Raw genomic sequence first — 16,868 nt, forward strand, 5'->3', positions numbered from 1 at the left:
GCGGCTATTCCGGCAGGAGCTCGCCGGAGCCGCCCATTTCGGCCGGCATGTCCTTGAACTTGGGAAGCCCGTCCTTCACGCGAAACACCGTCTCGGCGTAGTTCACATGCAGAGTGGGAGTGTAGCGCAGGCTCGGGATCACCGCTGCGTAGACGTCCGTGACGCCCCACAACGGGTGCTCGGTCAGCAGATGCCCGCCGCAAAGCTCGCAGAACTTCCGGACGCTTGTGTCGCTCTTCTGATAGGCCTCCATGTGCTCGCCGCCCTTGGTGACGTGCACAGCGCCCTGCGTCCAGAGTGTAAAGGCGTTGATCGGCCCTGCCGACCATTCCCGGCACGAGTTGCAATGACAGTAGCCCATCGCGACCGGCTCCCCCCTGACCTCGATTGCAACCATGCCGCAGAAGCACTTTCCTTTATAGCTTGCCTGATCGGTCATTGGGGGCTCCTGAAAACCGCGGTGAGACCATAAATATATACCAATATAAGGATTGCATGAAATGAGAATGCATGGCGATCGGGCAAACTCGATCCGCCCGCATTTCCGGGTTCTTCGTCACGCAGACTTGATTTTTGCCGGCCAAAGCTCGATATCGGGCACATCCAAGAAGACACCAATGACCGGAGAACGTCATGACTGACGAAACGACGAAGAACGGACCGGACGCAGCGGCGGCCGATACCGCTGCGAACGTCGAAAACGAAACCGTGGCTGAGGCTGCGCCGCAGCCGGATCCGCTCGATCAGCTGAAGGCGGAGAACGCCGAACTGCGGGATCGCTATCTGCGGCTGGCTGCCGACATGGACAATCTTCGCCGCCGTACCGAGCGCGAAGTCAAGGATGCGAAGTCCTATTCCGTAGCAGGCTTTGCCCGCGACATGCTGGCTGTATCAGACAATCTCCGCCGCGCGCTCGAGGCCATTCCAGCTGATGTCCGGGAAGCGGCAGATGCCGGTCTCGCAACGCTGATCGAAGGCGTAGAGATGACCGAGCGTTCGATGCTGTCTGCTCTGGAGCGCCATGGTGTGCGCAAGCTGGAGCCGGTTGGCCAGAAGTTCGACCCGAATTTCCATCAGGCGATGTTCGAGGTTCCGAACCCCGATGTTCCGAACAATACGGTCGTTCAGGTCGTGCAGGCCGGCTTCACCATCGGGGAGCGCGTTCTCCGTCCCGCCATGGTCGGTGTCGCCAAGGGCGGCCCGAAGGTCGTCGAAGCCGACGTGAACTCGATATTCGACCAGAAAGATGCCTGATTCCATCGGGCCCGCTTTCGCGGGCCTGATTTCTCAGCGTCTAGATCAGATGCGGGCGAAGCGCTCGATCAGCAGATCGAAGAAGCCGTCCGCGTCGACGTCGCGCATGACCTTGGCATTGCGCTTGCGATCGGTCACGTGCCACCAGTCGACCACGGTCATGCCGACCGTCAGTTCCGACTTCACTTCGATTTCCACGTTGCAGTCCCGGCCCTGGAAGAGCTCAGGCTTGAGCAGGTAGGCCACGACCGTCGGGTCGTGCAGCGGGCCGCCGTCCGAACCGTATTTTTCGATATCGAACCGCTCGAAGAACTCAAGCATCTCCACCATAGCGATGGCGGGACGCGTTCCGAGGTCCGCCATGCGTTTGACGCGGTCCTTGCGGGTCAGGAGCTTGTGGGTCACGTCGAGCGGCATCATCACGATCGGGACGCCGGACCGGAACACGATGTCGGCTGCTTCGGGATCGACGTAGATGTTGAACTCGGCTGCGGGCGTGATGTTGCCGCCTTCGAAGAAGCCACCACCCATCATCACCAGCTCGCGAATGCGCGGGATGATATCGGGCGCCTTCTGGAAGGCCATGCCGACGTTGGTAAGCGGGCCAAGCGTGCAGAGCGTCACCGTGCCGGCCGGCTCGTTGCGGAGCGTTTCGATGATGAAGTCGACGGAGTGCTGGGCCTGGAGAGGCATGGTCGGCTCGTCAAGCGTCGGGCCGTCGAGGCCCGTCTTGCCGTGCACATGCTCCGCCGTCACCAGCTTGCGCGCGATCGGCTTGTCGGCACCGGCGAAAACCTTGGTGTCGGTCTTGCCGCAGAGTTCGCAGACGATGCGGGCGTTGCGGCTCGTGTAGGAGAGCGGCACGTTGCCGGCAACGGTCGTGATGCCGAGGACTTCGAGTTCCTCGGGGCTGCCGAATGCGAGCATGATCGCAGCAGCATCGTCCTGACCTGGGTCCGTGTCGATAATGATCTTTCTTGGGTCTGCCATTCCGGTCGTTCCATCCTCGTGGTGCGCGTCTTCCTGGCATGCACCGTTTGTTTATTTTCCCGTAGCAAATCGGCGCAGCCGGTACGGGCCCGTTTTGATGCGAGGCGCAGCGGTCTTTGTCAAGCGTGGGCTGCAGTCATCGAATGCAGCAGCTTTGCCTTGCGCGCGCACGCCCGGCTTCCCATATTAGCAGTACCCGGATGCTGACGTTCAGGTCTGGTTAGGTCGCTTGGATCAAGGACTTGAGAACGATGAGCCGCATTACGCCTTTCGCCAGCCCGCTTCTTTTGGGCTTTGACGCCATGGAGAAGACGCTCGAGCGGATTTCCAAGGCCAGTGATGGATATCCGCCGTACAATATCGAACGCATGGCCGCTGACCGCGTGTCGAATACGCCTGAGCGGCTGCGCATAACGCTTGCGGTTGCCGGCTTTGGCGAGGAAGAACTTGACGTCTCGGTCGAGGAAAATCAGTTGGTGATCCGCGGCCGCCAGGTCGATCAGGGTGAGCGTGAATATCTCTATCGCGGCATAGCGGCGCGTCAGTTTCAACGCACATTTGTGCTGGCCGATGGCATGCAGGTTCTCGGCGCCGGCTTGAAGAATGGCTTGCTGTCTGTGGACCTCATTCGTCCGGAACCGGACCGTATGGTGAAGAAAATTAACATTTCGGTCTCACAGTAGGACAACGGCACACTTGAGCCGTTGGTCCCTTCTCATGGAGGTACAGGAAATGTTGATGAAAGAAGCCAATTCGCACCTGACCAAAACCGAACTTGCCGGAATCGGCAACGGCGAGGTCGCCTACATCCGAAAAATACGCTCTGAAGAAGTGTCCAGGTGCTTTCCCGAAGCGCCGGATATCGATCCGAGTGTTGACCTCTGGGCGCTCTTCGGCGCCGATGGTACGCCGATCCTGCTCACGGACAATCGCTCCAGCACCTTCTTCAAGGCTGCGGAGGATGAGCTGAAGACGGTAAGCCTGCACTAACCAAGGCGCTGCTCCGGTGGCCACGCGACTGAACGCGTGTCCACGGTTGGCTGGGCTCCCGCTTTTATAGCGATGGAGACTCGTGCTAAACAGCCTTGCATGCGCATAGCCTCTTTCCAGCGGTTCCCGATTTTCGATGACGTGGAGAGGGCGGCACAAACGCTTTTGTGCGACTTGCGATGGGCAGACGACAACAATGTCGATCTCGCCCTTTTCCCGGAATGTTATCTGCAGGGCCACAGCTACGACCGTTCGATCATTGAACGCCGCGCTCTGGCGACGGACGGCGGCAGCTTTCTGAAATGTCTGGAGCATCTGCGTCCGACCCGCGCGACGGCCATCGTCGGCTTCTTCGAGCGGCGCGGTGATCAGGTGTACAACAGTGCCATGCTCGTGGAAGGCGGCGAGCTCCTCGGCGTCTACGCCAAGGCCAACCCGCTGGAGGACGGCTGCACGGCTGGAGACGAGTTTCCCGTATGGCGCCGCAGGTCGCAAACCTTCGGGATCAACATCTGCAGCGATTTCAGGAAGCCGGCGCTTGCGGACAGTCTGGTGGCCAAGGGAGCCACGCTTGTCTGTGCGCCGCTGAACATGATGCTTGAGGAACACAAGGTCGAGCGTTGGCGAGAGCCGGCAATTGAGAGCCTCCGATCCTGCGCCATCAGGACCGGGTGCTGGGTCGTGTCATCCGATGTCGTCGGAACGAATGGCGCTGGCTGGATGAGCTACGGCTGCACACTCGCCGTCCGGCCCGATGGGACGGTCGTCAAGAAGGCTGAGGAGTGTGCGGAGGGCGTCATCATGCTGGATATAGGCTGACGCCGGATGCTGCCCTAGACGCGCTTGAACGTCAGGTAAGCGGAGGAGCGTCCCTCGCGCCGGGCCTTCGCCTCGTAGCGCGTGCTCGGCCAGCCCTCATAGGGCGTGAGCCAATCGGCCGCATTGGAGGCCATCCACTCGAAGCCACCGTGATCGCGGCACTTCAGCAGCGTCCAGTTGACGTACGTGTCTATGTCGGACGCAAAGCAGAACAGGCCGCCTGGCTTCAGTACGCGGTGAAAGCGATCGAGATTGGTCTTCGACACGAACCGGCGCTTCCAGTGCTTTCGCTTCGGCCACGGATCGGGATAGAGAAGGTCGATCTGGTCGATCGAACCGTCCGGTAGCCAATCCAGCAGCTGCGTGGCATCGTCGTTGAAGACGCGGATATTCCTGGCGCCGGCATTGTCAACGCTCGACAGCAGCTTCTGCATCGAATTGACGAACGGCTCGACGCCGATGAACCCCGTGCTCGGTGTCTCCACCGCGCGGTGGATCAGATGTTCACCACCGCCGAAACCGATTTCCAACCGGAGCCGATTGGTCGCGACGGGAAAGAGTGCGTTCAGCGGCTCCGGGGGAGCCGCCGAGAGATCGATGATGAACGCCGGCAGCAGGGTATTCAGCTTCTCCGCCTGTTGTCCGCGAAGCGCTTTTCCCTTGCGGCGACCGAAAAAGGCTTCGGTCGCGCGGCCACGGCGTTCCATATCGGTCATTGCTCTGCCTTAAGCCTTCACAGCTTCCTTGAGGGCCTTCACGAGATCCGTGCGCTCCCAGGAGAACGAACCGTCACGGCCTGCCTTGCGGCCGAAATGGCCGTAAGCCGAAGTCTTGGCGTAGATCGGCTTGTTGAGGTCGAGGTGACGACGAATGCCGGTCGGAGAAAGGTCCATGGTCTTGCGGATCGCCGCTTCGACCTGGTCTTCGGTTACTTTGCCGGTGCCATGCAGGTCGACATAGATCGACAGCGGCTGAGCAACGCCGATCGCGTAGGAGATCTGGATCGTGCAACGATCGGCAAGGCCGGCTGCCACGACGTTCTTGGCGAGGTAGCGCGCGGCATAGGCGGCCGAACGGTCGACCTTGGTCGTGTCCTTGCCGGAGAAGGCGCCGCCGCCGTGCGGAGCAGCGCCGCCGTAGGTGTCAACGATGATCTTGCGGCCGGTCAGGCCGGCGTCGCCGTCAGGGCCCCCGATGACGAACTTGCCGGTCGGGTTGATGTACCACTTGCAATCGCTGGCGATCGGCAGGTCGCCGAGGGCTTCGCGGATGTAAGGCTCGACAACCGCGCGAACCTTGTTGGAGTCCCAGCTGTCGTCGAGGTGCTGGGTGGAGAGAACGATCGAGGTTACTTCGGCCGGCTTGCCGTCGACGTAGCGAACGGTCACCTGGCTCTTGGCATCCGGGCCGAGCTTGGCGACGTCGCCGTCGCCCTTCTTGCGGGCGACTGCCAGCAGCTGCAGGATCTTGTGCGAGTAGTAGATCGGCGCCGGCATCAGGTCCGGCGTCTCCTTGCAGGCGTAACCGAACATGATGCCCTGGTCGCCGGCACCTTCGTCGCCCTGCTGGTCGGCGGCGTTATCTACGCCCTGGGCGATGTCGGCCGACTGCGAGTGCAGCAGCACGTCGATCTTCGCCTTCTTCCAGTGGAAGCCGTCCTGCTCGTAGCCGATGTCCTTGATGGCGCGGCGGGCCGCTGCCTTGAACTTGGACGGGTTGATGACGTCGTTGCCGTCCTTGTCCTTCTTCATCAGGCTCGGCGGCAGGCGAACTTCACCGGCGATCACGACACGATTGGTGGTGGCGAGCGTCTCGCAGGCGATACGGACGCCCCACGGGTTTACGCCGGTCTTCGCGGCTTCGCGATAGACCAGATCCACGATCTCGTCGGAGATCCGGTCACACACCTTGTCCGGGTGACCTTCGGCTACTGACTCGCTGGTGAAGAGGTAATTGGCGCGCATCTCGGGATTCCCCTCAAAGAACAAAAGCTGCCTAGTTGGTATCGAGTCCGCTCACGAAAAACAAGCGCAGAAGGACATAAATATATCTTTATATCTGCGGCTAAGTGGCAAATTTTGCCCTAGAAACGCAAAAAACGGCCATTTAGGCCGTTTTCGTTTTAGTCGGTATTCTTACTGATGATTATTCGCTGTCGGCTTCGGCAGCCAGAGCCTTGACCAGTTCCACGACCTTGCGACGGACCTTCGGGTCGGTGATCTTGACGAAGGCGCGGTTGAGCTGAAGCCCCTCGGAGGACGACAGGAAGTCGACGACGTAGTTGGAGCTGGAAGCCTCGGCCATGCCCGTGAGCGCGCCGGAATGTTCGCCCGGTGCATCTTCGAAGAAGAAGGAAACCGGTACGTTGAGAATGCTGGAAATGTTTTGAAGACGGCTGGCACCGACGCGGTTGGTGCCCTTTTCGTATTTCTGGATCTGCTGGAAGGTGATGCCGAGACTTTCGCCCAGCTTTTCCTGGCTCATCCCAAGCATTGTGCGTCGAAGGCGAATCCGGCTGCCAACGTGGATGTCGATCGGGTTTGGCTTCTTCTTATTTTCAATCATGGTCCTGCCTAACAAAAATTTTCAACCTTGTTCAAACCGGCATGCCCAAACCCATCCCCAAAACGCCACGTTGCAAAGCCTTGATCTATCTCTTTGAAACATACGTTAAGAACGCCGATCGCAACCACTATGCAATTTTAGGGGTTTTCGGTCAATTCCGCTTGAAAACTAAACCGGAGCGCGAAACGGCTGCAATTACAAACAAGAGTATTTCGATCAACCAGAAGTACCTCTGGCGCGTATATGCAGGATTGCTCGTAAACCCCACTCCATCAATGGTTGCGTCGACGAAGCCCGTTTTATTAAGCCCAAGCCCGGCGATTATCTCGCCGCGGGCGTTTACGACGGCCGAAATGCCGCTATTGCCGTCGCGAATCAGCGGTAGCCCGGTCTCCACCGCGCGCACGCGCGCCTGCTGGAAGTGTTGGTAAGGCCCCGGTGTCGCACCAAACCAGGCATCGTTGGTGATGTTCAGGATGGCTGACGCCGAGGCGATGTCGCCGGCCATCTCGTCAGGGAAGATGATCTCGTAGCAGACCAGCGGGTAGAGCTTCATGCCCGAGGGCAGCGTCAGCAGTTGTCGCGTGGCGGCAGCGGAAAAGCCGCCGGGCATCTCGACGATGTTCTGAATGCCGAATTCGTTCAGCACGCTCTCGAACGGCATGTATTCGCCGAACGGCACGAGATGCACCTTGTCCGCGGCGGCGACGATCTGGCCGCGCCCGTCGATGACATAGATCGAATTGTAGTAGCGTGGCGCGTTGCCTGGCCCCATGTCCTCGGCCCGGACGGCGCCGGCAATCAGTACCTGATTGTCGTCGAGCGTATCGGCGATCCGGGTGAGAGCGTCCTGGTTGTCCGTCAGGATGAACGGGATCGCCGTCTCCGGCCAGACGATGATGTCGGGTTTCCTGCCGCCATCCTGCGGAGGCTCGGCGGAGAGCTTCAGGTGCTTTTCGAAGATGACGGCACGATCGCCGTCGGTATCCATCTTGGCGGTCTGCTCGATCATCGGCTGGACGAGCCGGATAACCGGACCTGCCACGGTTGCCGCTGCCGGTTTTGGTGCGCCGTAAAGCACATAGGCGCCGTAGCCGAGATGCGCCGCAAACAGCAGCACAGCCAGAGAAACGCCGAATCTGGCGCCCTGTTTGGTGCCGAGAAGCGCCGGCGCGGCGAAGATGAAAACCGAAAGTGCGGTGATCCCCATGATGCCGATGATGTGCGCCGTTTGCATCATCAGCGGCACGGGCGTCATCCCATAGCCGATCGCGTTCCAGGGAAAGCCGGTAAACAGCACGCTGCGAGCCCATTCCAGCAGCCCGAAGCTCGCGGCAAGCGCTGCAATGCGTCCTACGCCATCGGACCAGAGGATGCGGGCAAGCGCGGTAGCAAGGCCGTAGAAGATCGCGAGCACTGCAGGCAGTCCGAAGATCGCGAGCGGAAGCGCCCAGGCAAAGGCGTCGGCATCGATCATCAGGGCATGGCCGAGCCACCAGAGGCCGGCAACGAAGTAGCCGAAGCCGAACAGCCAGCCCGTGACGAAGGACGGCCAGAGCCGACCGATCAGGCTGCTGTGCGGAGAGGCGGCCGCACCGTCGATCAGCCACACGAGCAACGTGAAGGAAACGAACATCGCGGCGAAGAAGCCGATCGGCGGAAGCGCCAATACCCCGAAAGCGCCGGCAAGGATCGCCAGCAGCACTCTCTTGAAACCCCAGGCCAGGATCACCCTGTCCGCAAGCCGCTCCATGCGCACTCCCACCAAGCCACGAATCAATTGTGTTCGCAGTCTTTCAAAAAAGCCGCCATTTGTCGTGGTAGGCGCCGATCAGTTTGTCGTGGGGGCTTCCGATTGCCGTTCGTCGCCGTGCTCCGGACCCGACGCGCCGTCCCCGTCGGTCTTGATACGGCGGCGGATCGCCTGACGCTTGCGCGTGATGCGGACCCGCTTGATGCGGCGCGGATCGGCATCGAGTATGTGAAACTCGAAGCCGGGCAGGGCCTGAACGACCTCGCCACGCACCGGGATGCGTCCGAGTTCGGAGAAGATCAGCCCGCCCAGGGTGTCGACTTCGTCTACCTGCTCGGTGATGTCGAAGTCGGGCCCGATCGCTTCGGCGATGTCTTCAAGTTCGACGCGCGCGTCGGCAACGAAGACGTCTTCCGAAATGCGCTTGAACATGACCTCTTCGTCGTCGTGCTCGTCGTCGATGTCGCCGATCACCATCTCGACGATATCCTCATGCGAAGCGAGGCCGTCGGTGCCGCCATATTCATCGATGACAAGCGCCATCTGCGTGCGGTTGACCTGCATGCGGCGCAACAGATCGGACGCCAGCATCGACGGCGGAACGAACAGGATCTTGCGGATGATGCCGGCCTCGGCGACAGTCTTCTGCAGATCGACGCGGGCAAGATCGAAATTCGGCTTGGCCACGCGAGGCGTCTTCTGCAGGTGCTCGGGCGATACCTCGACGATCGGCTCGGCTGCCTTGACGGTTTTCGTGCCGCTGCGGCGCTTGTTGCGCGCCTGCTTGGCGACGTAGGAAAGCAGATCGCGGATGTGGACCATGCCGCGCGGGTCGTCCAGCGTTTCGGCGTAGACAGGCATACGGGAGCGGCCGGATTCCTCGAACAGGATCATCAGCTCACCGATGGTGATGTTCTGATCCACGGCTTCGATGTCGGCGCGGGGCACCATGACATCGGCCACGCGAACCTCGCGGAAGCGCAGGATATTGTGCAGCATCGCCCGTTCGTCGGGCGAAAAGGCATCGTCGCCGGCTGCATCCGTCATCAGCGCGTCAGCCAGATCCTCGCGAAGACGCGAGCCTTGCTGCGGCCTCAGGATGCGTGCAGCGCGCGACCAGAAGGATTGGGATCGTCCGGACTGCCTGCTACTACTGCCACCCTCGTCGGAAGAGGAGGATTGGTCGGCGTCCTTGGCCTCAGGGGCCGGTCTCGTCGTAAAGTCGCTCATGGTTCCATTTTAAGGTCTTGACCCTCGTATGGGTCAGATAGGCCGAGTGCCGCCAAAATGCGAGTCTCCAGCCCCTCCATAATTTCGGCTTCCGCGTCATTATTATGATCGTAGCCGAAAAGATGCAAGAATCCGTGCACCATCAGGTGCGTCAGGTGGTCGTCGAAGCTCTTCTCAAGCTCGGTTGCCTCGCGCTCCACCGTCTCTCTGGCGATGATGATGTCGCCGAGCATCGGGCCGGGGACCTTGCCGGGCTGGACCGGGAATGCCGGAAACGACAGCACGTTGGTCGGCTTGTCCTTGCCCCGCCATTCAGCATTGATGTCCTGGATCGACGCGTCGTCGGTGAAAACCAGCGAGACCTCGGGGATCATTTTCGGAAATGGCTGCTTCTCGGTCTCGCGCAGATAGGTCGCGGCCGTCTCCAATACGCGGTCCGCCAATGCATGCAAGACGTCTTCGGAGGGCCACTGGCCCTCCTCGACGCTGATCTGGATATCAAGTTCCGCCATCAGTCCTGCCGGCTAACCTCTTCGGATGGCACTGCGTAAGTGGAATCGTAGGCCCTGACAATGCGTCCGACGAGCGGGTGACGGACGACGTCCGTATCCTTGAAGCGGACGATCGAGATGCCCTCGACCCCGTTCAGAAGCTGCAGGGCTTCCACGAGGCCGGATTTGACGCCGCGCGGCAGGTCGATCTGGCTGGGGTCACCAGTCACGATCATGCGAGAGTTTTCGCCAAGACGCGTCAGGAACATCTTCATCTGCATCGACGTCGTGTTCTGCGCCTCGTCGAGGATGACGGCGGCGTTCGCAAGCGTACGACCGCGCATAAAGGCAAGCGGCGCGATTTCGATGACGCCGGCGGTGATCGCACGGTCGACCTTGTCGGCCGGGATCATGTCGTAAAGCGCGTCATAGAGCGGGCGAAGGTACGGATCGACCTTTTCCTTCATGTCGCCGGGCAGGAAGCCCAGGCGTTCGCCGGCTTCGACAGCCGGACGCGACAGGATGATCTTCTCGACCACGCCGCGCTCCAGAAGCTGAGCCGCATGGGCCACGGCAAGATAGGTCTTGCCGGTACCGGCCGGACCACAGCCAAACACCAGCTCGGCGCGTTCGAGCGCTCTGAGGTAGGCGTCCTGCGTCGGCGTGCGGGCAATGATGGTCTTCTTGCGCGTCGAGACCTGGGCCATCGTCAACTTGGCCTTCTTTTCCATCGTCGGCAGGCTGAGCTGGTCGTCAGCGGCAACCGCCATGCGGATGGCACCCTCGACGTCGGATCGTTCCACGCTGCCGCCTTTCTGAAGCTTCTCATAGAGATAGTCGAGCGTGCGGCGCGCCTGATTGGTGGTGACGATGTCCCCGGAGATCACGACGGAGTTGCCACGCGCTCGGGCGTCGATGTTCAGGCGCTCCTCGAGCAGCTTGAGGTTCTGGTCAAATTGGCCGAACAACTCGCTGGCGAACCTATTGTTCTCGAACGTCAGTATAAAGTGATTGGCGTCGCTCGCGATGCGTGGGTGGCGCGGTGAAGAAGAAACCAATTCTTGTCCGTTCAAGCGGTCGAGCTCCTTGGGTTTAGACCTCAGCCTCTGCTATCTCGGCAAACAGGCTGTTGGTTCCGGTTCCGGTGATTCGCACTCTAATAATGTCACCGATTTGCGATGTCTTTGCATCAACATTCACCGACTGAAGCCAGGGAGAACGGCCGATAAGTTGTTGAGACATACGACCGGGCTTTTCGAGCAACAGTTCGATGGTTTTCCCGACGCAGGATTCGGCAAATTCCTGCTGCTGCTTCAAAAGAAGCGCCTGCAGGCGTTCGAGCCGTTCTGCCTTGATCTCTTCCGGCACCTGGTCCTTCAGATCCGCACCGGGCGTACCCGGCCGCGTCGAGTATTTGAAGGAGAAGGCCTGCGCATAGCGGACTCTCTCCACGAGCTGCAGTGTATCCTCAAAATCCTGGTCTGTCTCCCCCGGAAAGCCGACGATGAAATCGCCCGAAAGCGCGATGTCGGGACGGGCAGCACGGATGCGGTCGATCAGAGTCAGATACTCGGCGGCCGTGTGCCGGCGGTTCATGGCCTTGAGGATGCGGTCGGAGCCCGCCTGCACGGGAAGGTGCAGGTAGGGCATCAGCGCGCGCAGATCACGGTGCGCCTCGATCAGCCGGTCGTCCATGTCGCGCGGGTGGCTGGTGGTGTAGCGAAGGCGAGCGAGGCCCGGAATTTCCGCCAGCCGGTAGAGCAGGTCGCCAAGTGTCCATTCCTGGCCGTTCGGCCCCGCGCCGTGCCAGGCATTGACATTCTGGCCAAGCAAGGTGATTTCCCGCACACCGCCTTCGACAAGCTTCTGCGCTTCCTCGACGATCTGGCTGACCGGGCGCGACACTTCCGAACCGCGCGTATAGGGCACGACACAGAAGGTGCAGAACTTGTCGCACCCTTCCTGAACCGTCAGGAACGAGGTCACGCCGCGAGAGCGGATCTTTGTCTTTTCGGCGATGGGAAGGTGCTCGAACTTGTCTTCCAGCGCGTATTCCGTATCGACGATGCGCTGGCCTTCCTTGGCCCGACGCAGCGCTTCCGGCAGACGGTGGTAGGTCTGCGGGCCGATGACGACATCGACGGCAGGCGCACGGCGCAGAATTTCCTCGCCCTCGGCCTGCGCGACGCAACCGGCCACGCCGATCATGAACTCGCGACCTTCCTTGTTGCGCTCCTTCTTCATGTCGCGCAGGCGGCCAAGCGCCGAATAGACCTTCTCGGCGGCCTTCTCTCGGATATGACAGGTGTTGAGCAGCACGAGATCAGCCTCGGCCATGTCCTCGGTCGGCTCATAGCCGTCGCGGGCAAGCGCATCGCTCATCCGGGTCGAGTCATAGACGTTCATCTGACAGCCGTAGGTCTTGATGAAAACCTTGCGGCTGTTGCTGCCATCGCGGAGATTGGTCTCCGGGGCCGGGAGGAGGGCGCTGTCCTGGGTCATGGCGCGCTATTTAGTGGTTTTTAGCGCGCGAGAAAACGGAAATCTTGTCTCAGTCCAAATCGCGGCCGCGCAGTGCCGCGCCGAGCATCGCACGAATCCGCTGGGCGATCGTCGCGCTGACATCCTTGCGCTTGGTCTCGGGCCCGTAACGGACCGCCTCGCCGAAGCACACATCCACCTCGAAAGCACCGCATCTCAGCATCTCCTTAAGATGCGGAAACATCTCGACATCGCCGGGCCAGGACGTCAGCGGACGATGATAACGCCCCGTCGGCAGACCGTGGACGCCGGTGTAGGCGATCGCGACGGGCTGGACGGTGACGACACCGGTCGGTGAAGCAGGTACGGCCATTGCTGCCGCGCCGAAAAGGGACGACTTGACGTCGAGCAGCCGGTTACCGTCCGATGTGGTGCCTTCGGGAAACAGCACGACGATCTCGCCGTCCGCCATCCGGGCCGCGATCTCGCTGGCCTGGTTACCGGTCTTGCGCTTCTCCTCGCGCACGACGAAGACGCTCTTCTGCAGCTTGGAAAGCGCGCCGAAGATCGGCCAGTCACGCACCTCGATCTTGGCGATGAAGGCGACATCGGCAATCGAAGACAGAACCATGATGTCCATCCACGAGGAATGATTGGCGCACAGCATCAGTGGCCGGTGCGTTTCCATCTTGCCATGGACGCGGACACGGATGCCGAGGCAGAAGCAGACGATACGGTGCCAGACGCGCGGGAGCCAGCGCCGCATCCGCCAGTCGAAGCGCAACGCCAGAAGCTGCCAAGGCATCAGCACGATGCTGGTGATGACAATGACGATGGCGGCGAGGGCGACGCGCAGCCAGGCGATCAAGTCGAGAACTCCGCGGCTGCACCACTCATGTCCTCAGTGCTCGTCCTTCTTGAGCGGAATGCCATAGAGTTCGAGCCGGTGATCGACGAGTTGGAAGCCATGCTCGCGGGCGATCCGCTCCTGCAACGCCTCGATCTCCGGCGAGCGGAATTCGATGACGACGCCGGTCTTCAGGTCGATCAGGTGGTCGTGATGCTCTTCCGGCACGGTCTCGTAGCGGGAGCGGCCGTCGCGGAAGTCATGGCGCGCGATGATGCCGGCGTCTTCGAAGAGCTTGACCGTGCGGTAGACAGTCGAGATCGAGATCTTGGCGTCGACCTTCACCGAGCGGCGGTAGAGTTCCTCGACGTCGGGATGGTCTTCGGATTCCTCGAGAATGCGCGCAATGACGCGGCGCTGCTCGGTCATGCGCATGCCGCGTTCAGCACAAAGCTCCTCAAGGGTTTTGGCCACTTCAGTCATGTGCCGCCTTCCGATAGTCAACGTTGTGTAACGGAACTAGCGAAGAACGCGCTTCATGACAAGCGCGGTGGAAACCCCGCCATTCGCATCCTTGTAGTATCCACGACGCTCGCCGACCTTGTCGAAGCCGAGTTTGCGATAAAGGCCGAGTGCCGCCACGTTGCCGTCATCGACCTCGAGGAAGATGCTCTCGCCGCCGCGCAGCTTTGCTTCGCGCATCGCGGCCTGCATCAGTCGCCAGCCGAGCCCGGCGCGCGCTACCTTTGCCTGCACGGCGATCGTCAGGATTTCCGCCTCGCCAGCAACTTCGCGGGCAAGGACGAAGCCGGGAAGCGGCTTCTTCAGGAAGGCGTTGGTCTGGCGTGCGACGAAGCCGAAGACGGTGCTCTGGGTCAGCAGGCTATAGAACTCGCCATCTCCCCATGGCCGCGCAAAACGCTCCCCGTGAAGGGCTGCGACCGCGCGGCAGTCTTCAGCATCCATGGCGACGATTTCGAATTCCGGCTTCAGCGTCAGATAGGATTCCAGCATGGTCATACTCGCGCAATGGCGAACCCGGCCTGCGGCTTGGCGTCAGGTCCGCGCAGATAAAGAGGCTTCGGCTTTCCGGAAGAGGGGTCTGCGGCAGCGCCGAGGCGCGCCACGATGGAAATTGGAAAATGGTTGGCTTGCTCGCCTGCGTCGGGCCTCAGCAGCGGGGTCGCGGAGCCGGTGATCGCACCGTCGAAGTCCGCCGCGAATGCCTGTGCGTCCTCGGTCGTGACTGCGCGTGCCTCGTCGAGCGGGCGGCCGGCGGGATCGAAGGATTGAAGGTAGATCTCGTTGCGCTTGGCATCCATTGCAGCGAGCACGGCCTGGCCCGGCGACCGTTGCCGCTCAGCCTCCGCCATGACGGCGAGCGTCGTCACGCCAACCGCGGGGACGCCCAGCGACAGCGCGAAGCCGCGAGCAGCGGCGACGCCAACGCGAATGCCAGTAAAGGAGCCGGGACCGACAGTAACGGCGATGCGCTCGACGGCGGAAAGTGCGATGCCCGCCTGATCCAGCGCGCGGTCGACGATCCCCATCAGATGTTCTGCATGCCCCTTGCCGATCATGTCCGATGCCTCCCCCAGCACCGTATTCCTGCCGCTGTCATAGACAGCGGCAGCGCAATCCACACCTGCGGTGTCGAGCGCCAGTATGATCATGGCATCAATTTCCGAATAAAACGTTCCTGACTGTCCATACATTGCCACGCCACGCTTGCAAACGCTGCGTCATCGCGAATGTTGGTTCAGGTCGTCAGACGGCTTCGACTTCCTGCACCTCGGGAACGAAATGGCGCAGCAAATTCTGGACGCCGTGCTTCAGCGTTGCCGTCGAGGACGGGCAACCCGCGCAGGAGCCCTTCATGTTGAGATAGACGGTGCCGTCCTTGAAGCCACGGAAGGTGATGTCGCCACCATCCTGGGCAACGGCCGGACGCACGCGTGTCTCCAGGAGTTCCTTGATCGTCAGAACGATCGATTCATCACCTTCGTCGAAGAATTCGCCATCGGCATCGGCAGCTTCGCCGAGAACGGAGGCCGCGCCCATGACCGGCTTGCCGGACATGAAATGCTCCATGATCGATCCGAGAATGGCGGGCTTGAGGTGCTGCCACTCCTGATTCTCCTTGGAAACGCTGATGAAATCATAACCGAAGTAGACGCCGGTCACGCCGGGAATGTCGAACAGGCGAGCCGCCAGTGGCGAAGCGTTGGCCTCGTCGGCATTGCGGAATTCGGCGGTGCCGTTTTCCATGACGACCCTGCCGGGCAGAAACTTCTGCGTGGCGGGATTCGGCGTGGCTTCGGTCTGAATGAACATCTTGCTCTCCGTGCGGCGGGCGCAAGGCTCCAGCCGTCTTTAGAATTCTTCAAAAGAGAAATAAGCCGTTTGGCGTTGCTATTCAAGAGACTGTCACTCAAGAAAACGCATCAAGCCAGTGCGTCAAGTTCCTCGTCGGTCAGTGTATCAGGAAGCACGGTGACGGGGATGGGAAAGGCTGCGCCGCGACCTGCCACGGACGACACGAGTGGTCCGGGGCCTTCCTTTGCCGAACTCGCCGCGAGCACCAGAATCGCGATGTCCCGATCTTCCTCGATCACCGCGTTGATCTGTTCGGCTGCACTTCCCTCGCGAATGACGACCTCGGGTTCGATGCCGATTGTCTCGCGCACCAATTGCGCCGATTTGGCGACGACCGCTTCAGCTTCCTCGCGCGCTTCGGCCCGCATGATCTCCTCGACACCCAGCCATTGCTGAAAGTCTCCGTCCGGAATGACGTAGACGAGCACGAGGCCGCCATTGGAGTTTTTCGCACGGCGGCCGGCGTAGTGGACAGCCCGCTGGCACTCGGGCGTGTCGTCGATGACCGCCATGAATTTGCGGCGATGGCCCTCAAGCCTGGAGAGTCGTTTTGATACCATGGAGCGGACTCTGACACCCGATCCCGAAAATTTGCAAGTCCTCGTTTTGCGCGGATCCGCTGGTCAGTTCACGCCGGCACGAGGCCGTAAAGCAGCATGATTTCCTTGACATGCTCGATATCAGGCTTGCCCTTGACGTTCATCGCCGCAGAGATTTCCTCGAAGTACCGACGACCGATCAATCCGGGAGTCATGGTGATGAGAGCGCGTGCGGTTTCTGCGTGAAGGTTCTCATGGGTGTGGACGACGCCGCGCGGGATGAACACCGTCTGCCCAGGGGCCACCTCGTGCTTTTTTCCGTCGACGGTGGTCGTCATCGTGCCGGCAATCCCGTAGATCACCTCGTCGACATCCCTGTGAAAATGCGCTGCCGGCACCCTGGATTGCGACGGCACGGCGAATTCGAACATGACGACGCTTTCCGAACTCTGATCTTCGTCGATCAGGAACCGGATCTCCATCGCACCGATTTGAATGAGGTTACGATCACGCATCGGAGCCTCCACACAGGT

The 16,868-nt window shown here is 61.0% G+C and carries 21 protein-coding genes; 4 read left to right on the top strand and 17 right to left on the bottom strand.

Annotation, left to right across the window (positions count from 1 at the left end):
• Positions 1-4: 4 nt before the first annotated feature.
• Positions 5-439, bottom strand: a complete 435-nt coding sequence (locus A6U87_RS00330) for a GFA family protein (protein ID WP_065689264.1) — start codon at positions 437-439, stop codon at positions 5-7.
• A gap of 194 nt (positions 440-633) precedes the next feature.
• Between A6U87_RS00330 and grpE the strand changes: the two genes are divergently transcribed.
• Complete coding sequence (gene grpE / locus A6U87_RS00335) at positions 634-1,254, top strand: nucleotide exchange factor GrpE (RefSeq protein WP_065689265.1); 621 nt, start codon at positions 634-636, stop codon at positions 1,252-1,254.
• A 45-nt stretch (positions 1,255-1,299) separates the two neighbouring features.
• Here the strand turns inward: grpE and A6U87_RS00340 are convergent, their stop codons facing one another.
• Positions 1,300-2,244, bottom strand: a complete 945-nt coding sequence (locus tag A6U87_RS00340; protein ID WP_065689266.1) for a nucleoside hydrolase — start codon at positions 2,242-2,244, stop codon at positions 1,300-1,302.
• A 251-nt stretch (positions 2,245-2,495) separates the two neighbouring features.
• On the opposite strand from A6U87_RS00340, the gene A6U87_RS00345 reads away from it, so the two are divergent.
• The 3 genes from A6U87_RS00345 (at position 2,496) to A6U87_RS00355 (ending at position 4,053) form a co-directional block, all read left to right on the top strand.
• Complete coding sequence (locus tag A6U87_RS00345) at positions 2,496-2,927, top strand: Hsp20 family protein (RefSeq protein ID WP_065689267.1); 432 nt, start codon at positions 2,496-2,498, stop codon at positions 2,925-2,927.
• Between the two features lie 49 nt (positions 2,928-2,976).
• Entirely contained in the window at positions 2,977-3,234 is a 258-nt protein-coding gene (locus tag A6U87_RS00350) for a DUF1150 family protein (protein ID WP_065689268.1), read from the top strand.
• A 99-nt stretch (positions 3,235-3,333) separates the two neighbouring features.
• Positions 3,334-4,053, top strand: coding sequence for a carbon-nitrogen hydrolase family protein (locus A6U87_RS00355; RefSeq protein ID WP_065689269.1), 720 nt, complete (start codon positions 3,334-3,336; stop codon positions 4,051-4,053).
• 14 nt (positions 4,054-4,067) lie between these two features.
• Here A6U87_RS00355 and trmB read toward each other — a convergent pair whose 3' ends face one another.
• The 15 genes from trmB to A6U87_RS00430 all read right to left on the bottom strand — a co-directional run bounded on the left by trmB (position 4,068) and on the right by A6U87_RS00430 (position 16,850).
• A complete protein-coding gene (trmB, locus tag A6U87_RS00360) occupies positions 4,068-4,769 on the bottom strand; it encodes a tRNA (guanosine(46)-N7)-methyltransferase TrmB (RefSeq protein ID WP_065689270.1) in 702 nt (233 codons plus the stop codon).
• 9 nt (positions 4,770-4,778) lie between these two features.
• Positions 4,779-6,017 carry a methionine adenosyltransferase gene (gene metK, locus A6U87_RS00365; RefSeq protein ID WP_065689271.1) on the bottom strand — a complete coding sequence of 413 codons (1,239 nt, stop codon included), beginning with the start codon at positions 6,015-6,017 and terminating at the stop codon, positions 4,779-4,781.
• A gap of 181 nt (positions 6,018-6,198) precedes the next feature.
• Positions 6,199-6,618, bottom strand: a complete 420-nt coding sequence (locus tag A6U87_RS00370; RefSeq protein ID WP_065689272.1) for a helix-turn-helix domain-containing protein — start codon at positions 6,616-6,618, stop codon at positions 6,199-6,201.
• Positions 6,619-6,769: 151 nt separating this feature from the next.
• A complete protein-coding gene (gene lnt, locus A6U87_RS00375; RefSeq protein WP_065689273.1) occupies positions 6,770-8,371 on the bottom strand; it encodes an apolipoprotein N-acyltransferase in 1,602 nt (533 codons plus the stop codon).
• Positions 8,372-8,449: 78 nt separating this feature from the next.
• The gene (locus A6U87_RS00380; protein WP_065689274.1) at positions 8,450-9,601 is read right to left on the bottom strand and encodes a hemolysin family protein; all 1,152 of its coding nucleotides are present in this window, start codon (positions 9,599-9,601) and stop codon (positions 8,450-8,452) included.
• On the bottom strand, positions 9,598-10,113 hold the full coding sequence (gene ybeY, locus A6U87_RS00385) for an rRNA maturation RNase YbeY (protein WP_065689275.1): 516 nt from the start codon (positions 10,111-10,113) through the stop codon (positions 9,598-9,600). Before ybeY ends, A6U87_RS00380 begins: the two co-directional genes overlap by 4 nt.
• A complete protein-coding gene (locus tag A6U87_RS00390; RefSeq protein ID WP_065689276.1) occupies positions 10,113-11,165 on the bottom strand; it encodes a PhoH family protein in 1,053 nt (350 codons plus the stop codon). Before A6U87_RS00390 ends, ybeY begins: the two co-directional genes overlap by 1 nt.
• Before the next feature lie 19 nt (positions 11,166-11,184).
• Positions 11,185-12,594 carry a tRNA (N6-isopentenyl adenosine(37)-C2)-methylthiotransferase MiaB gene (gene miaB / locus A6U87_RS00395; protein WP_065689277.1) on the bottom strand — a complete coding sequence of 470 codons (1,410 nt, stop codon included), beginning with the start codon at positions 12,592-12,594 and terminating at the stop codon, positions 11,185-11,187.
• 49 nt (positions 12,595-12,643) lie between these two features.
• Entirely contained in the window at positions 12,644-13,441 is a 798-nt protein-coding gene (locus A6U87_RS00400; protein ID WP_065689278.1) for a 1-acyl-sn-glycerol-3-phosphate acyltransferase, read from the bottom strand.
• Between the two features lie 33 nt (positions 13,442-13,474).
• On the bottom strand, positions 13,475-13,903 hold the full coding sequence (locus tag A6U87_RS00405) for a Fur family transcriptional regulator (RefSeq protein ID WP_065689279.1): 429 nt from the start codon (positions 13,901-13,903) through the stop codon (positions 13,475-13,477).
• 36 nt (positions 13,904-13,939) lie between these two features.
• Positions 13,940-14,434, bottom strand: coding sequence for a GNAT family N-acetyltransferase (locus A6U87_RS00410; protein ID WP_065689280.1), 495 nt, complete (start codon positions 14,432-14,434; stop codon positions 13,940-13,942).
• 2 nt (positions 14,435-14,436) lie between these two features.
• Positions 14,437-15,093, bottom strand: coding sequence for a tRNA (adenosine(37)-N6)-threonylcarbamoyltransferase complex dimerization subunit type 1 TsaB (gene tsaB, locus A6U87_RS00415; RefSeq protein WP_065689281.1), 657 nt, complete (start codon positions 15,091-15,093; stop codon positions 14,437-14,439).
• A gap of 94 nt (positions 15,094-15,187) precedes the next feature.
• Positions 15,188-15,754, bottom strand: coding sequence for a NifU family protein (locus A6U87_RS00420; RefSeq protein WP_065689282.1), 567 nt, complete (start codon positions 15,752-15,754; stop codon positions 15,188-15,190).
• Positions 15,755-15,864: 110 nt separating this feature from the next.
• Positions 15,865-16,356, bottom strand: a complete 492-nt coding sequence (locus tag A6U87_RS00425) for a universal stress protein (protein ID WP_065689283.1) — start codon at positions 16,354-16,356, stop codon at positions 15,865-15,867.
• A 68-nt stretch (positions 16,357-16,424) separates the two neighbouring features.
• Positions 16,425-16,850, bottom strand: coding sequence for a cupin domain-containing protein (locus A6U87_RS00430; protein ID WP_065689284.1), 426 nt, complete (start codon positions 16,848-16,850; stop codon positions 16,425-16,427).
• Positions 16,851-16,868: the final 18 nt, after the last annotated feature.

It is taken from the genome of Rhizobium sp. AC44/96, assembly GCF_001692185.1.
Taxonomy (GTDB): domain Bacteria; phylum Pseudomonadota; class Alphaproteobacteria; order Rhizobiales; family Rhizobiaceae; genus Rhizobium.

Coding starts and splice junctions, on each gene's coding strand:
- A6U87_RS00330 (WP_065689264.1), bottom strand. CDS start 439: ATGACCGATCAGGCAAGCTATAAAGGAAAGTGCTTCTGCGGCATGGTT.
- grpE (WP_065689265.1), top strand. CDS start 634: ATGACTGACGAAACGACGAAGAACGGACCGGACGCAGCGGCGGCCGAT.
- A6U87_RS00340 (WP_065689266.1), bottom strand. CDS start 2,244: ATGGCAGACCCAAGAAAGATCATTATCGACACGGACCCAGGTCAGGAC.
- A6U87_RS00345 (WP_065689267.1), top strand. CDS start 2,496: ATGAGCCGCATTACGCCTTTCGCCAGCCCGCTTCTTTTGGGCTTTGAC.
- A6U87_RS00350 (WP_065689268.1), top strand. CDS start 2,977: ATGTTGATGAAAGAAGCCAATTCGCACCTGACCAAAACCGAACTTGCC.
- A6U87_RS00355 (WP_065689269.1), top strand. CDS start 3,334: ATGCGCATAGCCTCTTTCCAGCGGTTCCCGATTTTCGATGACGTGGAG.
- trmB (WP_065689270.1), bottom strand. CDS start 4,769: ATGACCGATATGGAACGCCGTGGCCGCGCGACCGAAGCCTTTTTCGGT.
- metK (WP_065689271.1), bottom strand. CDS start 6,017: ATGCGCGCCAATTACCTCTTCACCAGCGAGTCAGTAGCCGAAGGTCAC.
- A6U87_RS00370 (WP_065689272.1), bottom strand. CDS start 6,618: ATGATTGAAAATAAGAAGAAGCCAAACCCGATCGACATCCACGTTGGC.
- lnt (WP_065689273.1), bottom strand. CDS start 8,371: ATGGAGCGGCTTGCGGACAGGGTGATCCTGGCCTGGGGTTTCAAGAGA.
- A6U87_RS00380 (WP_065689274.1), bottom strand. CDS start 9,601: ATGAGCGACTTTACGACGAGACCGGCCCCTGAGGCCAAGGACGCCGAC.
- ybeY (WP_065689275.1), bottom strand. CDS start 10,113: ATGGCGGAACTTGATATCCAGATCAGCGTCGAGGAGGGCCAGTGGCCC.
- miaB (WP_065689277.1), bottom strand. CDS start 12,594: ATGACCCAGGACAGCGCCCTCCTCCCGGCCCCGGAGACCAATCTCCGC.
- A6U87_RS00405 (WP_065689279.1), bottom strand. CDS start 13,903: ATGACTGAAGTGGCCAAAACCCTTGAGGAGCTTTGTGCTGAACGCGGC.
- A6U87_RS00410 (WP_065689280.1), bottom strand. CDS start 14,434: ATGCTGGAATCCTATCTGACGCTGAAGCCGGAATTCGAAATCGTCGCC.
- tsaB (WP_065689281.1), bottom strand. CDS start 15,093: ATGATCATACTGGCGCTCGACACCGCAGGTGTGGATTGCGCTGCCGCT.
- A6U87_RS00420 (WP_065689282.1), bottom strand. CDS start 15,754: ATGTTCATTCAGACCGAAGCCACGCCGAATCCCGCCACGCAGAAGTTT.
- A6U87_RS00425 (WP_065689283.1), bottom strand. CDS start 16,356: ATGGTATCAAAACGACTCTCCAGGCTTGAGGGCCATCGCCGCAAATTC.
- A6U87_RS00430 (WP_065689284.1), bottom strand. CDS start 16,850: ATGCGTGATCGTAACCTCATTCAAATCGGTGCGATGGAGATCCGGTTC.